Annotated in this window: 20 protein-coding genes and 2 pseudogenes; 9 read left to right on the top strand and 13 right to left on the bottom strand. The window is 35.4% G+C overall.

Annotated features, from left to right (window positions below):
- Positions 1 to 204: 204 nt before the first annotated feature.
- The 5 genes and pseudogenes from CLU97_RS13585 to CLU97_RS13565 all read right to left on the bottom strand — a co-directional run bounded on the left by CLU97_RS13585 (position 205) and on the right by CLU97_RS13565 (position 6,296).
- Positions 205 to 2,468 (bottom strand): annotated as a pseudogene (locus tag CLU97_RS13585) (glycoside hydrolase family 3 C-terminal domain-containing protein).
- Positions 2,469 to 2,692: 224 nt separating this feature from the next.
- Positions 2,693 to 3,501 (bottom strand): annotated as a pseudogene (metQ, locus tag CLU97_RS13580) (methionine ABC transporter substrate-binding lipoprotein MetQ).
- Positions 3,502 to 3,599: 98 nt separating this feature from the next.
- Positions 3,600 to 4,256: a methionine ABC transporter permease MetI gene (metI, locus tag CLU97_RS13575; protein ID WP_121488404.1), complete on the bottom strand. Its 657-nt coding sequence runs from the start codon at positions 4,254 to 4,256 to the stop codon at positions 3,600 to 3,602.
- Positions 4,249 to 5,277: a methionine ABC transporter ATP-binding protein gene (locus CLU97_RS13570; RefSeq protein ID WP_121488403.1), complete on the bottom strand. Its 1,029-nt coding sequence runs from the start codon at positions 5,275 to 5,277 to the stop codon at positions 4,249 to 4,251. Before CLU97_RS13570 ends, metI begins: the two co-directional genes overlap by 8 nt.
- 23 nt (positions 5,278 to 5,300) lie before the next feature.
- Complete coding sequence (locus CLU97_RS13565; protein ID WP_121488402.1) at positions 5,301 to 6,296, bottom strand: EamA family transporter; 996 nt, start codon at positions 6,294 to 6,296, stop codon at positions 5,301 to 5,303.
- Between the two features lie 684 nt (positions 6,297 to 6,980).
- On the opposite strand from CLU97_RS13565, the gene CLU97_RS24060 reads away from it, so the two are divergent.
- The 8 genes from CLU97_RS24060 (at position 6,981) to CLU97_RS13530 (ending at position 13,018) form a co-directional block, all read left to right on the top strand.
- Positions 6,981 to 7,289: a VOC family protein gene (locus tag CLU97_RS24060; protein WP_228437709.1), complete on the top strand. Its 309-nt coding sequence runs from the start codon at positions 6,981 to 6,983 to the stop codon at positions 7,287 to 7,289.
- A 32-nt stretch (positions 7,290 to 7,321) separates the two neighbouring features.
- Positions 7,322 to 7,912, top strand: coding sequence for a VOC family protein (locus CLU97_RS24055; protein ID WP_228437707.1), 591 nt, complete (start codon positions 7,322 to 7,324; stop codon positions 7,910 to 7,912).
- A gap of 59 nt (positions 7,913 to 7,971) precedes the next feature.
- Positions 7,972 to 8,268 carry a GNAT family N-acetyltransferase gene (locus CLU97_RS13555; protein WP_121488401.1) on the top strand — a complete coding sequence of 99 codons (297 nt, stop codon included), beginning with the start codon at positions 7,972 to 7,974 and terminating at the stop codon, positions 8,266 to 8,268.
- A 160-nt stretch (positions 8,269 to 8,428) separates the two neighbouring features.
- Positions 8,429 to 9,382, top strand: a complete 954-nt coding sequence (locus CLU97_RS13550) for a ring-cleaving dioxygenase (protein ID WP_121488400.1) — start codon at positions 8,429 to 8,431, stop codon at positions 9,380 to 9,382.
- 5 nt (positions 9,383 to 9,387) lie between these two features.
- Positions 9,388 to 10,008 (top strand): alpha/beta hydrolase, encoded by a 621-nt coding sequence (locus CLU97_RS13545; RefSeq protein ID WP_121488399.1) that lies wholly within the window; start codon positions 9,388 to 9,390, stop codon positions 10,006 to 10,008.
- Positions 10,009 to 10,221: 213 nt separating this feature from the next.
- A complete protein-coding gene (locus tag CLU97_RS13540) occupies positions 10,222 to 11,832 on the top strand; it encodes a Na+/H+ antiporter (protein WP_121488398.1) in 1,611 nt (536 codons plus the stop codon).
- A 279-nt stretch (positions 11,833 to 12,111) separates the two neighbouring features.
- Positions 12,112 to 12,423 carry a hypothetical protein gene (locus CLU97_RS13535; RefSeq protein WP_121488397.1) on the top strand — a complete coding sequence of 104 codons (312 nt, stop codon included), beginning with the start codon at positions 12,112 to 12,114 and terminating at the stop codon, positions 12,421 to 12,423.
- A gap of 10 nt (positions 12,424 to 12,433) precedes the next feature.
- A complete protein-coding gene (locus CLU97_RS13530; RefSeq protein WP_121488396.1) occupies positions 12,434 to 13,018 on the top strand; it encodes a Crp/Fnr family transcriptional regulator in 585 nt (194 codons plus the stop codon).
- 163 nt (positions 13,019 to 13,181) lie between these two features.
- Here CLU97_RS13530 and CLU97_RS24375 read toward each other — a convergent pair whose 3' ends face one another.
- The 7 genes from CLU97_RS24375 to CLU97_RS13500 all read right to left on the bottom strand — a co-directional run bounded on the left by CLU97_RS24375 (position 13,182) and on the right by CLU97_RS13500 (position 21,299).
- Positions 13,182 to 13,331, bottom strand: a complete 150-nt coding sequence (locus tag CLU97_RS24375; protein WP_410493426.1) for a hypothetical protein — start codon at positions 13,329 to 13,331, stop codon at positions 13,182 to 13,184.
- Positions 13,295 to 15,307, bottom strand: a complete 2,013-nt coding sequence (locus CLU97_RS13525) for a DNA topoisomerase 3 (RefSeq protein WP_228437705.1) — start codon at positions 15,305 to 15,307, stop codon at positions 13,295 to 13,297. The genes CLU97_RS24375 and CLU97_RS13525 overlap by 37 nt, the downstream gene beginning before the upstream one ends.
- 83 nt (positions 15,308 to 15,390) lie before the next feature.
- Positions 15,391 to 18,051 carry a DUF4365 domain-containing protein gene (locus tag CLU97_RS13520; protein WP_183084569.1) on the bottom strand — a complete coding sequence of 887 codons (2,661 nt, stop codon included), beginning with the start codon at positions 18,049 to 18,051 and terminating at the stop codon, positions 15,391 to 15,393.
- Between the two features lie 82 nt (positions 18,052 to 18,133).
- Complete coding sequence (locus tag CLU97_RS13515) at positions 18,134 to 18,862, bottom strand: M17 family peptidase N-terminal domain-containing protein (RefSeq protein WP_121488394.1); 729 nt, start codon at positions 18,860 to 18,862, stop codon at positions 18,134 to 18,136.
- A 60-nt stretch (positions 18,863 to 18,922) separates the two neighbouring features.
- Positions 18,923 to 19,798 carry a pirin family protein gene (locus CLU97_RS13510; protein ID WP_121488393.1) on the bottom strand — a complete coding sequence of 292 codons (876 nt, stop codon included), beginning with the start codon at positions 19,796 to 19,798 and terminating at the stop codon, positions 18,923 to 18,925.
- Between the two features lie 419 nt (positions 19,799 to 20,217).
- Entirely contained in the window at positions 20,218 to 20,712 is a 495-nt protein-coding gene (locus CLU97_RS13505; protein ID WP_121488392.1) for a hypothetical protein, read from the bottom strand.
- Between the two features lie 200 nt (positions 20,713 to 20,912).
- A complete protein-coding gene (locus CLU97_RS13500) occupies positions 20,913 to 21,299 on the bottom strand; it encodes a helix-turn-helix domain-containing protein (protein WP_228437703.1) in 387 nt (128 codons plus the stop codon).
- A gap of 87 nt (positions 21,300 to 21,386) precedes the next feature.
- On the opposite strand from CLU97_RS13500, the gene CLU97_RS13495 reads away from it, so the two are divergent.
- A complete protein-coding gene (locus tag CLU97_RS13495; RefSeq protein WP_121486240.1) occupies positions 21,387 to 22,154 on the top strand; it encodes an IS5 family transposase in 768 nt (255 codons plus the stop codon).
- On the opposite strand, the gene CLU97_RS13490 is transcribed toward CLU97_RS13495, so the two are convergent.
- Positions 22,137 to 22,616 carry a hypothetical protein gene (locus CLU97_RS13490; protein WP_228437701.1) on the bottom strand — a complete coding sequence of 160 codons (480 nt, stop codon included), beginning with the start codon at positions 22,614 to 22,616 and terminating at the stop codon, positions 22,137 to 22,139. The two genes, CLU97_RS13495 and CLU97_RS13490, sit on opposite strands and share 18 nt — an antisense overlap.
- Positions 22,617 to 22,740: the final 124 nt, after the last annotated feature.

Raw genomic sequence — 22,740 nt, 5'->3', positions numbered from 1 at the left:
TTTCTGCAGATCACTTCATTCAAATTTATTTGAACCTTAGTGTTCCTTAAAAACTTAAACCATCTTAATGGTTCAAAAAATAATATAAGCTGCAATAAAATAAAAAAACAGATCCCAATTCGGGATCTGTTTAATTCAACCAAATAAATTAATATAATGTGAAACATTCTTTTTAAGAGGATATCCTCAAATTGAATTTCCCATTTATTTAAGCGTAAATTTCACTTTCGTTTTAATGGCATCTGAAGAATTTCCAATCAGCGCTTCAAAATCTCCCGGTTCAGCTACCCAATCATGCTTTTGAGCATCAAAATAACTTAAAGCCGTTTTATCAATGGTGAAAGTGACTTCTTTTTGCTCACCAGGATTCAGATATACTTTTTCAAAACCCTTCAATTCTTTTGCAGGGCGTGGAACAGCTGATTTTAAATCACTGATGTAAAGCTGGGCAACTTCAGCACCTGCTTTTTTACCTGTATTTTTAACGGTTACGGTAAATGTAATTTTACCATCCTGTGAAATCGTCGTCTGGTCTGCTTTTGCTTTCCCGAATTCAAAAGTGGTATAGCTCAATCCGTGCCCAAAACTGAAAAGGGGCTTTATATTTTTGGTATCATGCCAGCGGTAACCTACAAAAATGCCTTCGTTGTATGTAATATTGATAGGATTTTTCTGATCTTTACCTTTCCCTGCTGCCAGTTCATCTTTCTGCCCAGGATATTCTCCAAGCCGATGTGCTGAGTTGTCGTCAAGCTTTACAGGAAATGTAAACGGAAGTTTTCCTGAAGGATTGGCGTCTCCGGCTAAAATTGCAGCAATAGAATTTCCGGCTTCAGAACCCAGATACCAAGCCTGTACAACCGTTGGAACTTCTTTGATCCATGGCATTGCCACCGCATTTCCGGAAACTAAAACTACAGCAAGATTTTTATTTGCCTTTGCAAGAGCAGTAATCACCTGATCCTGACTGTATGGAAGCCCATAGCTTTTTCTGTCGTTTCCTTCACTGTCCTGGAAGTCTGCTTTATTCAATCCCCCACAAAAATTACATAATCTGATTTTTTGGCTAATTCTACAGCTTCATTCAGTAATTCAGCTTCAGAACGGGTGTCTTTTAAATCCTGTCCGGATTTTACACCATTGTATTCACCTCCGATATCACCTACATAACCTCTTGCATACTGTACGTCTGCCTGTTTTCCAAATCTGGATTTAATTCCGTCTAAAGGAAGTGTTTCATATTTTACTTTTAATGATGAAGAACCACCACCAACGGTCATTATTTTAATGGCATTCTCTCCGATAACGGCTATTTTTTTAGCCTTATTAATATCAATAGGAAGAACATTCCCCTGATTTTTTAATAAAACGATTCCTTCTTCTCCAATTTCTTTGGCTACAGCTTTATGCTCTTCAGAAGCAATATTCCCGAAAGGCTTATTACGGTTCATTGTCGTTTTATAAGCAAGACGAAGCAATCTTGTTACTTTATCGTCCAGTTCTTTGGTTCCTACTTTTCCTGCTTTAATCAAATCAAGATAAGGCTTTGCTAAGTAATAATTATCATAAGCATTTTTAGTTCCTGCAGAAAGTCCGTTCGTCCATGATCCGAATTCAAGGTCAAGCCCGTTATGGATGGCCTGTTCAGTATTGTTTACAGCGCCCCAGTCGGATACTACTACGCCTTTATAGTTCCATTCTTTCTTTAAAATATCATTTAAAAGATACTGATTCTGGCTTGCATACTGGCCTTTGTACATGTCATAAGCTCCCATAATCGTCCATGAGTCTCCTTCTGTTACCGCAGCTTTAAAAGCAGGCAGGTAAATTTCATAAAGAGCTCTGTCATCTACATTTACATTGCTGGTATGGCGGAACATTTCCTGATTGTTCAAAGCAAAATGTTTCACAGAAGTTGCCACGCCATTAGACTGTACCCCTTTAATATAAGGAACCACCATTTTTGAGGTCAGATAAGGATCTTCACCCATGTATTCAAAGTTTCTTCCGTTCAGTGGAGTTCTGTAAATATTCACTCCAGGTCCCAGAAGGATATCTTTTTTTCTGTAACGGGCTTCTTCTCCCAATGCTTTCCCATAGTTCCATGACATTTTTTTGTTCCAGGTTGCGGATAAAGCAGTCAGAGCAGGGTAGGCGATAATAGAATCGTTCGTCCATCCGGCCTGATCCCATTCGTCCCACATTACTTCAGGGCGTACCCCGTGAGGGCCATCTGTGGTCCAGAATTCAGGAATTCCCAATCTTGGAACACCCGGTGAACTGAATTTCGACTGAGCATGAAGCATTGCTACTTTTTCTTCCAGTGTCATTCTTGATAATGCATCCTGAATACGCTGTTCTACAGGTTTGGATTCATCTAAATAAACGGGTATGGTAGTATTGGTCTGAGCCATATAAGAAGCAGAAATAAGGGTGAATAAACTTATAATGACGGTTTTCTTTAACATAATGCCTTTCATTTTGATTGAAAACAAAAATAAAGAAAATTTCTTTATTATCTCAAATTGAGAAAATAAAATTTTAGCGAATAAAAAACTGTCTGCTTATTTGCAGACAGCTCATTATTAAATATTGTATTGGTAATGGCGAAAAAAGTAAAGGAGGCAACGGGTGAAAAGCAAAACTCTGAATACACTCTCACAACTCTAATACTCTCAAACCCTCAAACTCATCAATCCCATCCTTTCACAGCACCTCCTTTGAAGATTTCTTTGGCTTTCTTTTCCACTTCCGGAGACTCATATGCTTTTACAAAGTTTTTTACTTTCTGGCTGTTTTTATTGTCCTGCCTTGCAACGACTACATTGACATAAGGAGAGTCTTTATCTTCAACAAGAATTCCTTGTTTTTCCTGATCCAAACCTGCCTGAGCTGCAAAGTTGTTATTGATGATCCCTACAACAACATCTCTGTCTTCCAAAACCCTTGGAATCTGTGCTCCTTCAATTTCCATAATTTTCAGCTGTTTCGGATTTTCCGTGATATCTGTTACTTTAGGGAGAAGCCCGACACCGTCTTTCAATTTCAGCAGACCACTTTTCTGAAGAAGAAGTAAAGAACGTCCTCCATTGGTAGGATCATTGGGAATAACAATCGTATTGCCTTCTTTTAATTCACTGATATTTTTAATCTTTTTGAATAGGCCACAATAGGATAAACAAATGTATTTCCTACCGGTACAAGATTGTAACCTCTTTGCTTTGATTGTTCTGTTAAATAAGGAATATGCTGAAAAGCATTGGCATCAATATCTCCGTTAGTCAGTGCTTCATTGGGAACTACATAATCATTAAAAGGAATAAGTTCCACTTCCAGATTGTACTTTTCTTTAGCTACTTTTTTGGCAACCTCGGCAATTTCCTGTTCCGGACCGTAAGTAATTCCTACACGGATAAAGTTCGGGTCATCTTTTCTTCCCGAACAGGCAGTGAGCAGTAACATTCCCGCAGCCAAAAAACCAAAAATCTTTATTTTTTTCATTCTATTTTTTATTTTAAATGATATTGAGGTAAAAAATGAAGGATGAGTGAACTCTAACCTGCTCAAACTCTCCAACTCATTTTCTCTCCAACTCAAAACTACCTGTGATCAAATCTTTTTGACAATCTGTCGCCCATAAACTGGATGATGAAAACCAAAAGAACAAGCAAAATTAAAACGGTATTCATAATAACAATATCATACCCGATATATCCATATTGGTAACCTACCTGTCCAAGTCCTCCTGCTCCTACAGCACCACCCATTGCAGAGTAACCTACCAGAGTAATCAAAGTGATAGTAGCATTGTTGATTAATGAAGGAAGTGCCTCAGGCAGCAATACTTTTCTTATAATCTGTAACGGAGAAGCTCCCAGTGCTCTTGCCGTTTCTATGAGACCATGAGGAACCTCAATAAGGCTGTTCTCTACAAGTCTTGCAATAAACGGAGCAGCTCCCACACTTAGAGGAACCAAAGCTGCATTCACTCCAATAGAAGTCCCTGCTAAAACTCTTGTAAAAGGAATCATCCATACAATTAAAATAATGAAGGGAATTGCTCGGAAAATATTAACCAAAATAGAAAGACCTCTATGATACAAAGCATTTTCCAACAGTTGATCTTTTCTGGTTAAAAACAGCATAATCCCAACCGGAAGTCCCAATACAAATCCAAAAAATCCGGATAAAAATGTCATGTAAACCGTTTCCCAGGTTCCTTTTGCCAAAAGGGCAATTACCGTATCACTAAGCATATCCTTTTACTGTATTTTGAATTTTATTTTGATTGAAATAATAGATCGCCTGTTGGTTTTCTTCGGCTTCACCCTGAAGCTGCAAAAGTAGTTTACCGAAATTGGAATCTCCAAAATACTCTACGTCTGCCTTTAACAATTTATAAGGGATTTTATATTGGTTGTAAAGTGCTGAAAGAATTTGTTCAACACTTATGTTTTCGTTAAGTTCTATTTCGACAAGCGGAAATAAACCATCTTTGGGTTCTTTCTGAAGTCTGTTAATAAATTCCTGTGGCAGGGTCATGATGTCTGAATTGATGAACTGGCGGATGATCGGGTTCTCTTTGTCCGAAATAATCTCGCTTACAGTTCCTTTTGTTAATAATTTTCCTTTGTCGATCACAGCAACGTGGTTGCAGACTGCTTTGATGACTTCCATTTCGTGGGTAATTAAAAGGATGGTAATTCCCAGCCTCTGATTAATATCTCTTAAAAGCTGCAGAATAGATTGTGTGGTAGCCGGATCCAGCGCACTGGTGGCTTCATCACAAAGCAGAAGGTGAGGATTATTGGCTAATGCTCTGGCAATAGCTACTCTTTGTTTCTGCCCTCCTGAAAGGCTTTTAGGGTAATCGTTGGCTTTATCTTCAAGTCCTACGATTTTCAGCAATTCATTTACTTTTCTGTTGATTTCGTCTTTGCTGGTATTGTCTAGTTCCAGAGGAAGCGCTACATTATCAAAAACAGTTCTTGAAGAAAGAAGATTGAAATGCTGGAAGATCATTCCGATTTTTTTGCGTTCGTCAGCCAGCTGTTTAGAGCTAAGCTTGGTAAAATCTTTTCCATTAATAATAATCTGTCCTTCATCCGGTCTTTCCAATAGATTTACAGTACGGATCAGGGTACTTTTTCCTGCTCCCGAAAATCCTATGATTCCTACGATATCTCCTTTATCTATAGTAAGACTCACCTTATCCAGTGCTTTGAAAGACTGCTTTTTCTGATGAAATGTTTTTGAAATGTTTTTGATTTCTATCATTCTGTTTCTATATACTATTTAAATTAAATAGGCTGGTATCCTCTGCCTGTTCTGTTTAAAAATCTCTTAACTCTTCTGATTTTGACCTTTGACCGTTTTGAAAGTCTGAAATACTTGGTGACATTGGTTAGAAGTACTCCCAGCAATATGATGAATAAACCATACAGCTGACCTCCATTGATGCTTTGGTTGGCAATAATCCAGCCTGCAATCACTGTTACAATAGGATTGATGTAGGTATGGGTGCTTACCAAGGCAGCGGGTTTTACGGACAGAAGCCAAATGTACGACAAATAAGCGACTATCGATCCAAAGAAGATCAAAAATAGAACCCCAAACCATGCTGATAACGGAACAGCAGAAACTGAAAAGCCAGTCCATTCTTTTCTGAAAAAAGCAATAATAAAAGAGGCTAATCCCGCTACTATAAGCTGTTGCGCAATATTCATAAACGTAGATTGAGAAGCCGGATTTTTCTTTGAATATAAAGAACCCAGTACCCAGGCAATAGAGCTTAATCCCAAAACTATAAATGCAGTAATACGCAGGCTTCCGTCAGCCATTGCATGAGCATTCGAATTTACACTTCCTTTTAAAAACATTACCAATCCTACAAAACCAATCACCAATCCTATCGGAATAAATTTATCCGAAAAATAATATTTCCAGTTCTTTTTATCAATAGCAATGAACCAGAACGGTCCTGTTGCAATAGAGATTGCTGCTTCGGAAGCTGTTACATACTGTTCTCCCCAGGCCACCAGCCCGGTACCTCCGGTAAGAATAAGAATCCCGGTAATGGCATTTTTCTTCCAGTTGATCAGAGAATTTGCTTTTTCCCCCTTGGAAAGAAGATATCCTATCATCAGAATTCCGGCAACCAGAAATCTTAACCCCGAAAGAATGAATGGCGGAAAACCTTTTAAGCCAAATGAAATAGCTAAAAACGTAATTCCCCATATCACATAGATGTTTGTAAACGCCAATGGAATCAACCATTTGTTTTTAGAATTGCTCATTTTTATTTTTTTAATGTTGTTGTATTCAATGAAAAAAGGCTCTACCGCGTGGTAAAGCCTTTAAAATATATCTAAATAAAAGTAAGGTCAACCACAGTATTCTTGATGTATAGGCATACACATATCCTTCATCATGTTTTTGATGGTATGTTTCTTAATTGAATTATTGTTTAATTCTGCCTTCATTTTGTTCTATTTCCTGAATACGTTTGCAAATATATAATTTAATTTTTATTAGTCCACTAAAAAAGTAGACATTTTAAATATTAATTTATTGTTAATGATTTAATGTGTTGTATTTCAATGTCTTGTTGTTAGTTTGTTTGAAGGATTTTATTATTTTCAGAAGCAGTTTTAGTTTCTGTTGTTTTAAAAATATAGAAAATGTCATTTATTTTTCATTATTAAAAATGTAATATAAATTGATATTTATGAGAATTATATAATTTTTATATTGTTAAAAATAAAATAGATAGAAATTTATTCTGATGCATTTTTATTTTGTAGATTATTTATAAACCTTAATTTGTTTATTGCCGGAACTCCCATCAAATCTGTGAATTTTAAATCAAATTATTATTATCAGATCAAAGAGACAAGATCATTGGACCTTTTTCTATTTATTAAACTAGTTAAATGCACAGGATTTTCGTTCACTGTAATTTAGCATCAAAATTAAAAGACATGGACAATAGAATTTTAGGTCTGCATCATATTACTGCTATTGCAGACAATGCCAAAAGGAATTTGGATTTTTATACCAAAGTTTTAGGAGTAAGACTGGTAAAGAAAACCGTAAATTTTGATGATCCGGGAACGTATCACTTCTATTTCGGGAATGAAAACGGAACTCCGGGAACCATTCTTACGTTCTTTCCATGGGAAGGAATAGGAAAGGGGAATAATGGAAGTGGTATGGCTACTCATATTGGATATTCAGTACCCAAAGGAAGTCTTGAATTCTGGAAAATCATTTACAAAGCTTACATGTAGCTACAGAAGAGGGCGAAATCTTTGGAGAAAAAATGATTTCTTTTAAAGATCCGGACGGACTTCAGTTACAGTTGATAGAGCCATCCGGTGAAGATAACAGAAAAGTATGGACAACAGATGATATCAAAGATGAAAATGCATTAAGAGGCTTTCATAATGTCACTTTAACCTTAAAAAAAGCAGATCCAACCATCAAAGTTCTGACCGATATTTTAGGATATGATTTACAGAAACAAGAGGGAGAAAGATACAGATTGGCAACTGATGCCATTGATACGGCTAATATTGTTGATATTATTGAAAATGATACCATTCCAGCAGGAAGAAATGCCGCAGGAACCAATCATCATATTGCCTTCAGAGTGAAAGATGACAATGTTTTGATGGAATATCGTGAGAAAGCTCTATCAGCAGGACTAAGCATTACTCCGAAGATCAACAGAGATTACTTCTATTCACTGTATTTCCGTGAGCCTGGAGGCGTTTTGTTTGAAATAGCAACCGATAATCCGGGATTCACTGTGGATGAACCTTTAAATGAATTGGGAACCAACCTGAAACTTCCCGTTCAATATGAAGGAATGCGTGAGAAAATAGAAGGCGTACTTCCGAACTTATCATAGATCATCGGTCAACTCTTATAAAGATGCTAATTTTGAATTAAGATTTAAAAACAAAGAAAATGGAAAGAACAGAAATAGTTTTAGAAGGAAGAAAAGGAGAAATTCAGCTTTTCTCGGACGATCAAAAAGCCGGTAAAATGGACATCTCAGTGATTGGACAAAAACTGACCGTATACCATACCGAAGTAAACCCGGAATATGAAGGAAAAGGTTTTGCAAAAATTTTACTGGAAAGGCTGGTTTCCTACGCAAGAGAAAATGATTTGAAAATTGTTCCGCTGTGTCCTTACGTTCATGCACAGTTCAAACGCCATCCGGAAGAATATAATGATGTATGGTTGAAAGAGGTGCTGTAGGGAGTTTGAGAGTCGAAGGGTAAGAGGGTTTGAGAGTTCCGAGCTACAAACAGAAGGGAAAGACAAAAGATGTATAAAGCTACTCTCGAAGTTATCAACTCACATCCCGTATTTCTAAATTTCACATGTATCATAATAACCAATTAACAATTTCAACATAATGAAACTTATTACAGGATTGCATCACGTTACGGCAATTACCGGCAATGCACAGGAAAATATTGACTTCTATACAGGCGTTTTAGGACTTCGGTTAGTTAAAAAAACGGTCAATTTTGATTATTCAGATGTTTATCATTTTTATTTCGGTGACGAATACGGAACACCTGGAACCATTATGACTACTTTTCCTTATGGTAAAGATTTGATCAATGGAAGACACGGTAAAGGAATGCTCAATACTACTGCTTTTTCGGTTTCTATGGAAGCTCTTGACTATTGGATGAACCGCCTGGAACAGTTTAATATTCCTTTTAAACAACCGCAGCAAAGACTTTCTGAGGAAGTTTTCATTTATCTTGAAGATTTTGATGGGCTGGGGCTGGAATTGGTTTTTAATGATAAAGACGAAAGAAAAGGATATTACAACGGCTATATTCCTAAAGATTATGCCATTAAAGGAATTCATCATGTAGAAATCTGGCAGGATGCTTATGAAAGAACAGCAGCACTTCTGACGACTCAGATGGATCATAAAGTAATCAGAGAAAGTCCGGACAGGCTGAGATTGGGAGCAGAAGATATGCCGGGGAAATATGTAGATCTGCTTTCTACTCCAAATGCTTTGAAAGGATTAGCCGGAAGAGGTACTGTTCATCATGTAGCGTTTGCTACTCCCGATGCCGAATCCCAGCTTGAAATGGTAAAAAGATTAAATGCATACGGACTGGAACATACAGAAGTGAAAGACAGAAAATATTTTACTTCCGTATATTTTAAAGAGCCTGGAGGTGTTTTGTTTGAAATTGCAACTTCAGGTCCCGGATTCGATGTAGATGAAGAAGCTGCATTTTTAGGGGAAGATTTGCAATTGCCGCTGCAGTTTGAGAAAAGAAGAGAACGTTTGAAAGAAGTTCTTCCCAAAATCAATTATCCAACAGAAAAATTCAGATAAAAATAATGAGTCATATTTTAAATATAAAAACAGCAGGAATACCATTGAATCAGGCAGAAAAAGCTTTGATCATGGTTCATGGACGTGGAGGAAGCGCTCAGGATATTCTGAGTTTATCCCAGCACCTGAATGTAAAAGAATATGCATTACTGGCTCCACAGGCATTGAATCATACCTGGTATCCTTTTTCATTTATAGCTCCGGTAGAACAAAACGAACCATGGTTATCATCAGCCCTTGAAATGGTTGAAGAAACAGTGAATGCCGCTGTAAAAGCTGGAATTAAACCTGAAAATATCTACTTTTTCGGATTCTCTCAGGGCGCTTGTCTTACCCTTGAATTTTTAACCCGAAATGCTCAGAAGTTTGGCGGTGCAGCTGCCATTATTGGAGGAGTGATAGGAGAGAAGATTAACCGTGAAAACTATAAAGGTGATTTTGCCGGAACTCCAGTTTTCTTGGGAACCAGCAACCCTGATTTTCATGTTCCCATAGAAAGAGTATACGCTACAGCCAATATTTTAAGAGAAATGAATGCGGATGTAACGGAGAAAGTATATGCCAATTTCGGACATTCTATTAACGAGGAAGAAATTGAAATAGCTAATTCTGTGATATTTAAATAAGTATTTTAATTTTGAATGTATTTATAATTTTTAATAATCCTTTAGGTGTTTAAGTAAAGTGGAGATTCCTACGGAGTAACAAAGTATACGGATAGATAAAGCGTAATAACTGTCATTCCGTAGGAATCTAACCCAATCATAAATTAGCATTCAATAGCGGTGGGCTTTAGCCAAAACCTAAAACCAGAAAAAAAATCTAACTTCTAAAAAAACATGCACGAACAACTCCTTTTAATCCTGGGCCTTTTATTACTCGTTATGCTGCTGGTCATGCTGGCACAGCGGATCAAAATTGCTTATCCTATCTTTCTGGTTCTTGCCGGATTAGGAATCAGTCTTATTCCCGGAGTTCCTGTTTTAAAACTGGATCCGGAAATTATATTTATGATTTTTTTACCGCCACTTTTATACGAAGCAGCTTGGTATACCTCATGGAATGATTTCTGGAAATGGAAACGTCCCATTAGTCTGCTGGCTTTTGGATTGGTATTTCTGACTTCTTTGGTAGTTGCTTATACTTCACAAATGCTGATTCCCGGATTTACGCTGGCATTAGGGTTTTTATTGGGTGGAATTGTCTCGCCACCGGATGCAGTGGCCGCCACAACGGTTTTAAAAGGATTAAAAGTTCCTAAACGTACGATTGCCATTCTGGAAGGAGAAAGTCTGATTAATGATGCCTCTTCACTGATTGTTTTCAGATTTGCTCTGGCTGCAGTAATGACAGGCGCTTTCTCAATGCATGAAGCCACCGGACAGTTTTTTCTGGTAGCGGGAATGGGTGTTGTTATAGGAATTGCAGGGGCTCATATTTTTTATGCTATTCACCGTTTTTTGCCCACTACACCCGCAATTGATGCAGCACTTACTGTAATGACTCCTTATATTTTGTTTCTTTCAGCAGAACATTTTCATTTTTCTGGGGTGATGGCGGTTGTAAGTGGAGGATTATTTATGTCTTTCCGTGCTCATGAAATTTTTAAAACAGGAACCACGAGAATCAATATGACAGGAGTCTGGAATACGCTGATTTTTGTGATGAATGCTTTAGTCTTTGTATTAATTGGTCTTGAACTTCCGGATATCATCAATGGATTAGGCGATATTTCTTTAATGGAAGGAATTAAATATGGTTTAACTATAAGTTTGATCGTTATTGCAGTACGTCTTTTATGGATTTATCCTGTAGCTCATCTCCCAAGATGGTTCAGTGAAAAGGCCCGCCGTGATCCAAGTCCGGGATGGAAAAATCCTTTGATTATAGGCTGGGCTGGAATGAGGGGAGTTGTTTCTCTGGCAACAGCCTTGTCAATACCCGTAATGATGAATAGTCAAGCCGAATTTCCTATGAGAAACCTGATTATTTTTATCACCTTTGTAGTCATTTTTATCACATTGGTTTTTCAGGGACTCACCTTGCCTTTAATTATTAAATTAACCAAAATAGGAGAGATTGATGCTATTCTTCCTTCCCATGAACAGCAGGCCGGAATTCAGATGAGACTGGATAAGCTTGCCGTCCATAAACTTGATAATGAATACAATGAAGCCGTAAACAGCAATGGTCTGCTGGAGAATCTTAAAAAAGCGCTGGAAAGTGATATCAAACTTCACCAGAATCATTTAAGCTCTATTGAAATGTGCACCAACAGGCAAAACGATATGGCAGAATATCATAAAGTGATGCTGGATATATTTGCTTTACAACGAAAAGAATTGTTTACAATGAAACGTGAAAAGCTCTTCAGTGATGATGAGATCCGAAAAGCAGAATCACAGCTGGATTTAAACGAATTGAAAATTACGGGAAATAAGCATTTGTAGAAGAGGTTCTAGTTTGAGGGTAAGAGGGTAAGAGAGTTTGAGAGTGGGTGCGGGGAGTGAGGTTTCGAGTTTCGGGGGATACGAGTTGGAGAGCTTTAGAGTAGGAAGGTTTGATATTGTAAGAGTGTAGATTCCTATGGAATAGACAAATTACACATTTTTATTTATTCACCCACATTGTCATTCCGCAGGAATCCCGATCGTCATTTTATCCTTTACGTAAACAAAATAAACATTAAACCCTGAACATTGAACCTTGAATTTTAAACCTTCAACAATATGAAAACATTACATTTTTTAGTCATTGGAAAGAATCAGGAAATTTTGGATACCTTAAAAAGAATTATAGAAAATAATGAAGGCTGGACTGCAGAAATACAAGGTGATGAAAATTTCTGCTATGAATATATAAAAGAAAATGAGGTGGATATTGTCCTTTTAAGTTCAGGGTTGGAAGATGATTTTGAAAAAAATATCAAAGAATTTTGCTTTGGTCTGGATAAAGATGTTAAAGTGATCGACCATTATGGGGGTGGAAGTGGACTTTTAAAGAATGAAGTTTACAGTCTTTTTCCTAATTTGCAGGGATAAATGCTGCATTATGTTCGAAAATATCATCAAAAACATTACAAGATTTGTCTCAATCACCTCTGAAGAAGAAATTTTTTTTACAGATCTGCTTGCCTGCCAGTTGTTTCCAAAGAAAACAGTTTTACTCAGAGAAGGAGAAATCTGCCAGTTTGAAGGGTATATTCACAAAGGATGTGTGAGAATGTATTGTTTGGATGATAATGGTTCTGAAGTAACGCTGTTGTTTGCTATCGAAGACTGGTGGATCAGTGATATTGCCTCATTTCAGGAACAAAAACCTTCGAAGGTTTATATTGAAACCCTGGAAGATTCGGAAATCTATATGTTGAATCCATCAACGAAAGAAAAATTACTGCAGAAGATTCCTAAATTCGAAAGAGTTTTCAGAATGCTCGTTCAAAGGAATCTGGCAACCCTGCAGAGCCGATTGGTCAATACGATTTCCAAAACCGCATCAGACCGATACCTTGAGTTTATTAAAGTATATCCTTCAATCCCGCAAAGAGTAGCACAATACTATATTGCTTCTTATCTTGGGGTTTCAAAAGAATTTGTAAGTACGATCAGAAAACGCCTCGCTTCAAAGGAGAAATAGATTTTTGAGAATCTTTTACCCGCAGATTTATACAGTGCTAAGCTAATTTTTTGCTCTTGATGATTTTACGTGTAAGACCACTCCGTCAAAAATTCTTTGAATTTTCGCCACCTCTTCAAGGGAGGGAATATCTTAGATAAAAATAGGTAATGTCAAAATTGCTTTAGCTAAGCTGAGTCTGAAAGTCATCACTCAAAGACAAAACACCTTCTATGATAGCTTCCGGGTGGGTGGAAAAACCTTTTAATTTTGATGTTTTCCCTTTTAATACAAGATCTAAAAGCTGTTTATCTGATAATTTTTTACCAAAAATTTCGAAAGTAATTTTAAAGCCACAGTTTTTGAAATCGGAGCAGCCAACGGCAGTTTTCCCTTTGATAAGGTTATGTTCTTTACATTTCGGGCATTTTGTTTCTTCCCAGGACTGCAATTCTTTTTTCTGGGCAGGTTCTCTTTTTTCTTCTCCTTTACTTCTTCTTTTTCCTCTTCCTGAAGGGTAATCACTTTTCCTTTTCCGTACACCACTTTCTCCGTCAGTTCTGTAACCATCTGAATAAGTTCTTCTTTGAAAAGATTGGCTTCATATTCTCCTTTTTCAATTTTACGAAGTTTAGATTCCCATTCTCCGGTAAGCTCAGGGCTTTTTAACAGCTCATCTTCAATGGTGTCAATCAGCTGGATTCCGGTTTGGGTAGCGATCAGATTTTTTCTTTTCTTCTCGATGTATTTTCTTTTGAAAAGGGTTTCAATGATGTTGGCACGGGTGGAGGGTCTTCCGATCCCGTTGTTCTTCAGCATTTCTCGTAGTTCTTCATCTTCAACCTGTTTTCCGGCGGTTTCCATCGCTCTCAGCAGTGTTGCTTCTGTGTAAGGTTTGGGAGGGGTCGTTTTTCCCTGGTGGATCATTGGATCGTGCGGTCCGGTTTCTCCCACAATAAATTCAGGAATGGTTTGTTCTTCCTCTTTTTCTTTTTCCTTATCGGTGGTTTCTTCTTTAGGCTCTTTAGCGTAAACAGCTCTCCATCCCGCTTCAAGAACCTGTCTTCCACTGGTTTTGAAAGGAATGGTTCCTACTTTTCCTTCTACCAAAGTATTGGAAATTTTACATTCCGGATAGAATACAGCAATAAAACGTTTGGCAATCAGATCATAAATCAGTTTCTCTTCCCTGCTCAAATTCTGAGAAGGTGGAATTTCTGTAGGAATAATGGCATGGTGATCAGTTACTTTAGCATCGTCGAAAACAGCTTTTGATTTCGGAATCGGAGCTTCCAGTAATGGAGCAATCAGATCCTGGTAAGGATACATTTTCTGAAGAATTCCTGTTATTTTCGGATACAAACTTTCGGATAGGTAAGTGGTATCTACACGGGGGTAGGTTACGTGCTTCTTTTCATAAAGACTTTGAATATAATTTAAGGTATTTTCTGCTGAATATCCGTATTTTTTATTGGCTTCCACCTGAAGTCCGGTCAAATCGAAAAGTCGTGGATTTTTTTCTTTTCCTTCTTTAATTTCGAAAGAAACGATTTCAAATGGATTTACTTTAAGGTATTCCAGTCCTTTTTCAGCACGCTCCAACGTTTTTAAACGGTCGATCGCTGCATTGAAAATTACGTCACGATATTTGGTTTTGAGTTCCCAATATTCTTCTGTGGTAAAAGCATCAATTTCTTTCTGACGCTGTACCAGCATTGCTAATGTGGGAGTTTGCACTCTTCCAATGGAAAGGACAGCTTTATTCCCTCCAAATTTCTTGGTAAACAGCCTAGTGGCATTAATTCCCAATAACCAATCTCCTATGGCTCTGGCATTTCCGGCCAGATACAGATTCTTGTAATCTTCCGCAGGCTTTAAACTCGCAAAGCCTTCTTTAATAGCATCTTCCGTCAAGGAAGAAATCCATAAACGCTGGATCGGTTTGTTGCATTTTGCCTTCTGCAATACCCAGCGCTGAATGAGTTCTCCCTCTTGCCCGGCATCCCCGCAGTTAATGACCTCATCACATTCTTCCACTAATCTTTCAATGACTTTAAACTGATTTTCAACACCTTTATTCGGGATTAGTTTGATTCCAAAACTATTGGGAATAATGGGTAGTGAAAAAAGATTCCAGGATTTGAACTGTGGACCGTAATCGTGAGGTTCTTTCAGGGTGCAAAGGTGTCCGAACGTCCATGTTACGCAATAGCCGTTTCCTTCCATATAGCCTTGTTTAGGCATGGTAGCGCCCAATACTTTAGCAATATCTCTGGCAACACTGGGTTTCTCGGCAATACATAATTTCATGAACATGGGTTTATTGGAGGAGTGCAAAAATCGGGATTTTTTTTGACTTGGGGAAAAGTTTTAATAGCAACTAAATTTGTTCGCTAAATAAGTTCTCTAAAATACATTTTAGCTACGCCTTCAATATAATTATCTTTTAATGATTTTACTAATTCCTCTTTTAATCTACTTGATTTTCTAAATCTTTCTTTATAATATTTTGTTCTACTTCTAAGAATCCAGTATGAATCAAACTTTGAATAATCAAAATTATCAATATCCATCAACCATTCAAAATAATCTTTTTCTTTATAATATACCTTATTTATTTGAAACTTTATTACCTCATTCACTTCTAATCCATACTTAAAAACAACACTCATAATATTATATAAATTTAAGTTTTGAAATGAATGAAAAGGAAATCTTTTCTCATCAAATTCTGACATGTCTACTATATAAGATAAATAGTTATCAAACTTTGTTCTATCTAAATCAATTAAATCATATAGTAATAAATCTGTATACAATGAAAAATCAAAATTTTCTGATAAGATATCATCAAATTTATTTTTCAACTTTTCTTTACTATCTTTACTTAAAAGAGAAAAGGAATATAATAAATCTTCAAAATATTCATTTTCAGTATTGATATCTAAAAAATCATTTATCTTGAAAATACTTTTTAGTATTTTTTCAATCTCATTTTCATCACATAATTCAAAATATTTTTCCAGAACAGCTATATAATTATATCTTTGATTATTTAACATAAAAATATTAAATATCTTTTCTAAGGTTTTCTTATTAACACAAGTCTCTTTTTTCATTGCATAAAAATATAACCCATCAAAAGGTATCAAGTTATACTCTTTTAGTTTATCAGAATTGCTTAGAATTTTTAAAACTAAATTCTCTTTTTCGTTGTTGTCAACATTGATTAAACTTAAAATAACAATAATATTATTAATTATTTTACCTAACCTAATTGGTCTGAAAATACTTGAATGTTTGGAAAATTCAGAATATGAATCAAACAAATTATTTATTAATAATTCTAATCTATCTAAAATATTATGGTTAACTCTTAGATTAGTAATTTCATATTTTTTTAATAGATAAGATATGTGCTCCTCTTCTATATGGAAAATCCAAATTTCTAAAATATACCAATCAAATAATTCATATTTTTCTGTTTGTGAGTTTTTTAACGTATGAAGTATCAATAAACTTTCTAAAATTTTTTTTGATAAATCTGTATATTCTTGGTAGTAATTAAAAATAATAAAGTTATTATGTATATAAGAATTAAACCTTAAAAAGGAAGATTCTAACTTATAGTATGCATTATTAGACCCACTACCTCCATTATTATCTTTATAATAAAATTTTTGTATTTTCAAGAAACTTTCGTCAATTTTAGATATTACATTATCATAAAACTTCTGTTCTTTAATATTTTTATATATGTCTACAAAATATGGAGCATGCTCTTTTATAAATCTTTCATCATTCTCAAATCTAATTTTTTCCAATTCTTTAAGAATTTCATTCCTATTTTCTTCATAATAAAATGAACTAATAAACCCTCTAAGTTTAATTAGATTATATTTAGAAATTGTATAATTAACTGGAGTTTGCTTTTTGTTAGCCTCTTTATATATTCTAAAAAACACCTTATAAGCATCAATATAATTTCCTAACAAATAATGGGTATAACCCTTTCTTAAAAGAGCGTTAACCGTATCATCTTTATCAATTCTTAAAAGTTTTTGAGTTCTTACAAGATTCAATCGCTCTAAATTACATCTTTCACAATCACATTCTGAATAATGGAATAACTTATGAACACAAATTTGCTTTTTCATCTTTTTTCCAGACCATCTTATATGGTATATTTCATTAACTTGAAAAAAATCAATTATCTCTCTTAGCTTTGTACTATTTGTGTCTGGATCATTTAAAATCTTTAAATCATTATTTTCAAAAAAAATTGAATTCATAAACTCAAAAAAATCTTCATTATCTGTTTCAAAAGTTGATTCAAAAATATTAGTTCTTCCTTGGGATCCTTTAAAAGGATGTAATTGACAAATCACATTTTCAGGAAGAACTTTTATGCCTTCAAATAAATTTATTGTATACAGAATTTTATCTGAAATATTTTTTATATTAACTTGTTCAGTTTCAGAGTAGTCGGCTGTAGCATTGCTAAAATTATCTTTTTTTCTTGTTTGATTATATTTTGCGTAATTAAGATTCTTTAATAATGTAGGAAAAGTTATTTCATTTAAAATATTTTCTAGAGGTATATATATTATTATGGAGTTTATTGATTTATTTTTTTGTTCAATAATTCTTTCAGCTAATAAATGGTCATTTTGAATATCATACCAATAAACTTTATCATTTTTAATATCACATATTGTAAATAACAATCTTTCATCTAGCTCATAATAAAAATATTCAACATGTCTAATTGATAATGAAAAAGCAATTTTTCCAAAATTCTCATCATTCTTAGTTTTAATAATCCTTAGATTTTCCGTTCCCTTATTTTGATTATATAAGAAAAATAAATGCTTAGTTTCCTTTGAATTACAATCATCAAAAACCTCAAAAAAATAATCAATTCCCATATCTTCATCAGCAGTAGATGGATTTTCCTTTAAATTCATATCATTATCAAAAAACAACTTTCTCAATTGATTTGTAAGTAAATTATTCGCTGTCTTTCTTATGTATGGGTTGTCTTTTTTTCTCATATTAAAATCTATATCCATAAATATAACAAAAAGCCCCCTTATAAAAAGAGGGCCGGATCAACAATGTAATGAAACTAGTTCATTATTTCTTTTTTACTTCTGAAATGGCATCGGAAATTCCTCCGCCTGCGGTTTCAAAGAAAGCAGGACCAGCCAGAAGGTATACTTTTTCTAATTTTTTTGTGGTGGATAATTTGTGTTCTTTCAGGTAATTTTCAGAGCGGTTAGCATGTACAATTCCTCTGACTACATTTCCGGCTACCAAAGCAGTTGGAGAATCTATTCCTGCATCTTTCAGGTCGCTGGCAAAGGCAAAATTCGTAACGCCTAATCTCATAGCTTCACGGGCTGCCACTTCGCCTACGGAAGTCATTAAATCAGGTGTGAACTTATTACGATCACCTAAACCGATCAGTAATAATTTCTTTGCAGACATAGATCCTGCAGGCGGTGTTATTAAAATGGTTTCCAAAGAATGTCCCTGAAACTGTCCTGTTTTTCTAAGATTGGTCAGTTCTCCTTTTAAAGCTTCATCAAGGTGAACCAATCCGTTCAGTTTTGCCGGTAATGCCTGAGGACTGAAAATATCACCTTCTGTATATTCGAAAACACAGGCTACCTGAAGCTGGGCATCAGCAGACGATGGTCCCTGTACCAATCCTATCATGGAGATTCCGTCTACGGTTCCCCAGGTTTTGGAAGTTCCGATGGCTGTTGTTTTTGCAGGAGCTGTGGTTGCAGTTTGTGCAAAGTTGAGTGTAGAGAATGCTAAAGCTGCAATTACCAGTGATTGTTTTAGTGTATTTTTCATGTGATTTATTTTTTGTTGGTTGTTACGAGATTCAGCGTTGGAGTTGCGAGTTATTTTTATTTATAATGTCATGGGTACCTCCATCAAAAGGATCTCTGTACCTTCTTTAAGAGCTTTGATCGTAATTTCCCGGATATCCCAGATTCCAAATCCATCACGTTCTTCTATGGTTTCATTACCTATTTGTGCGCTTCCTTTAAGGATGAAAACATAGATTCCGTTTCCATTTTTTCTGATCTGGTAATGAGTTTCTTTATTCTGATCAAAAGTTCCCAGATGAAACCAGGCGTCCTGATGAATCCATACACCTTCGTCATCTGCATTGGGAGAAAGAATCTGTTGAAATTGATTGTGGCTTTTAGTTTTGTCTAAAGTGACCTGATCATATTCCGGAGTCACATTTCTCTTTTTCGGGTAAATCCAGATTTGAAGGAATTTCACCAGTTTATCACTATTTTTATTGAACTCACTGTGCATAATTCCTGTTCCTGCACTCATCACCTGAATGTCTCCGCTTCTTATCACCGCTGTGTTTCCCATGCTGTCTTTGTGTTCAAGGTCGCCTTCCAAAGGAATACTGATAATTTCCATATTGTCATGAGGATGTGTTCCAAAACCTCTCCCAGCTTCCACTTTATCATCATTCAGTACTCTCAGTACTCCGAAATGCATTCTTTCGGGATTATAATAATTGGCAAAACTGAACGTATGCTGGCTCAACAACCATCCGTGGTCTGCTTTTCCTCTTGAATCCGCTCTGTGAATTACCGAGTTTTCTTGTATTTTTGATTCTGTATTGGGAAGATGATTGTATCCGATTGGTTCTAATGGTTCGATCTCATCGATGTCATTTTTCATAGCGCTGGCCAAAGAAGCTGATGCTACAAACATTCCTGTTCCCAGTAATCCTTTCTTTAAAAAATCTTTTCTGTCCATATCAGATTGTTATTTGTTCTTGTTTGACAGGGTAAATTTAGAGAGACCGGAAACCCTGCACATTTAACTAGTTTAATAAATGACTTTGCATCAAAAAAAAATTGCCGGATACTTTTGTATCTGGCAGTATGGGTATATTGGGTTGTTGGAAATAAAAAGATTTAATAATCTTTTTATTATTAAAAACCAAGGGAATGGCTCTACTTAGATTCCTACGGGATGACAAAGTGTATGGATAAACTAAACGTTGTATTTGTCATTCCGTAGGAATCCAAGGCTTACATTTTCTATAGAATTAGAATCGCTATCTATTTACAAATACTTTAGCTGGAGATGTGAAAGATTCCCTTCCTACGGAGGAGTGGCAAGAATTCAAAGAATTTTTAACAGGGTGTTTTAAAGCTTTCCTGAATAAACAATCATTTTGAAATTTCAAGATTCTCTCTTTTCTGTTTGATAAATTGAAAAACAGATCCAACAATAAAAAGCAGGAAAATAACAAGAAGAGTCTGGCCAATGATTGGATCTTTAATATCTTTAGCCAAAGGATGCCCAATCGGGACTCTTGTAAAAGTCTCATTAACCGTTGGGACAAGAGACAGGAAAAAGCTGAATGAAAGTAGAAAATTCTCAAAATATCTGGCTTTTCCTACTTCTTTTTTATTAGTGAAAAGAAAATAGGAAATAGAAATCAATGCAATGATGAATAACGAGAATACATGTCCTGCGTTGAACCCTCCATTTTTTGAGATGCCCAATGCAGTGAGTGATGTAACAGCAGTAGCATAAAAATAGACCTTCCCTGACAGCTGAGCCAGATTGATTTTACCATATTTGATAAAGCCCGTAATAGCACCCACAAGTGCTGTGATACCAATAATGGTATGAAAAATTCCTAAACCTGATAGATTCATATTGGTGTTATTTTAAATTGATACTCATTCAGTTTGTGCTGCGGGCATATTTTAATTCCCTTAAACTGATGGTACAAATTTGCGATAGAATCACAGAAATGATTTATTGATTTAGTTCAAGAATTTGAGATTTTGGTTCAAAAAACATTCCTTATCAAAATAAGAAATACCTGTACCATTACATGAAAATGTTTTTTCAATTAATTGTCCTTTTGCTGCTGACGATAATGGGATGGAGTAGCAAGATATTTATCGCTGAAGTTTTTTGTAAAAGTGGCCAGATCATTAAATCCACAATCCAATGCAATATCTGTAATACGTTCATCTGATATCAACAGTAATTCGGCAGCTTTTTCCAGCTTTTTGTTTCTTATATAATTGGCAGGAGTATCATTATACAGTTTTGCAAACTCCCTTTTGAAGGATGATACACTTAGGTTACTTTGTTCTGCAAGCTGTTCAACCGTTAGCTGTGAAAATAAATTCGCTTCAATAATTTGCTTAAAAGAATAAGTTGTAGGAGAGAAAAGCTGTGACAGGATCAGCCGGATGGCTTTAGCATTCTGTGACTGAGCCAGCAGCAACATGATTTCTTTTAACTTAAGAGCCTGTTTAAATTTTCGTAGAAAATTTTGTTAAGAGGCTTTCAGAGGTTGGATATTTGAAAAAAAAAAATGAAATACCCAACCGATTTAACTGAAAACCAGTGGCAATATATAAAGAAAACGATGAACCTAAAAGAGAGAAAGAGAAAATATCCTCTTCTTTTGATTTGGAACTCCTTAATGTATTTGATAAAAACAGGTTGCCAGTGGCGTATGCTTCCTAAAGATTTCCCCAAATGGCAATTGGTTTATTACTATTATATCCGTTGGACGGAGTTGGGATATTTTGACTTAATTCTAGAAAAGCTACGAATGAAAGTTCGTATAAAAAAGGGTCAGCGAGCAGAAGCCTCCTTAGGAATAATGGATAGCCAAAGTGTACGCTGGGGCAATAATAGAGGTCTTCATGGCGTAGATGGAAATAAGAAAATAAAAGGAATAAAACGCCATGTGCTAGTAGATAAGAATGGATTTTTAATCGCAGTGATGGTTTGTGTAGCCAATATTCATGATAGTAAGGCTGGATTGCTTTTGCTTAGATTACTCAGGGAAGAGCTGATGAATTTCAAGTGTATTCTTGCTGATGCAGGCTATAGAGGAGATTTTCTAGATAAAGCTCATAGCCTTTATTCATACCTGGTAAAAGTGGTAAGTCGGGATAAAGAAAAACAAGCTAAAAAAGAGTTTAAACCCGTAAGTAAACGATGGGTAATAGAAAGAACTTTTGCTTGGTTTGATAATGACAGAAGGCTTTGTAGGAACTATGAACTACTGCATGAGTCTTCCGAAAATATGACCAAATTATCCGCTATAAAATTATTACTCAATAAAATTTAAACAGGCTCTAAGAATTAATATATCTTCATTAACAAGGGAAGGATTTTCAAAATAAAAAAGCAGTCCTTCTACATATTTTTGAATGAGAAAATCATTATTTATTTTCTCATTAGATTTGTTCGAAACTATATCTGCCGGTTTTTGCAGTAATAAAGGCAATTCTCTGTCATAAATTCTTTTCAGGATATCCGGATAAAAAGTAACAATGACAATTTCACAATGATCTTCTGATTCTGAGTTCTCCATATACTTTCCAGAAGTGATACAATTAAGAAACAGCGAATAATTAGCAGAGATATTAAACTCCTGCTCATCTGTTTTATATTGAAATTCCCCTTTAGTAACATACAGAAAACAAGCTTGCTCTGAAACAGGAAAATCATATCTGAATGATCCTATTATATCAATTTTCTGTATCAGAGTTTTTCCAAATAATTCGTATTTTTTGTAATCATTCAGCATAATGAAGGAGTTTCGTCTTGAATTTAATAATTGGAAAAGTTAAATAAATTTTCATTGCAAATACAAAGCGATAACCCATTTTATCGGAGATAAAATACTTGCGCCCTAAAAGCATAGCTTAGTA

This window comes from Chryseobacterium sp. 7 (assembly GCF_003663845.1).
In the GTDB taxonomy this organism is placed as follows: Bacteria; Bacteroidota; Bacteroidia; order Flavobacteriales; family Weeksellaceae; genus Chryseobacterium.
Note: the sequence above shows the minus strand (reverse complement) of the source record. Positions and strands in the feature narration are given on the sequence as shown.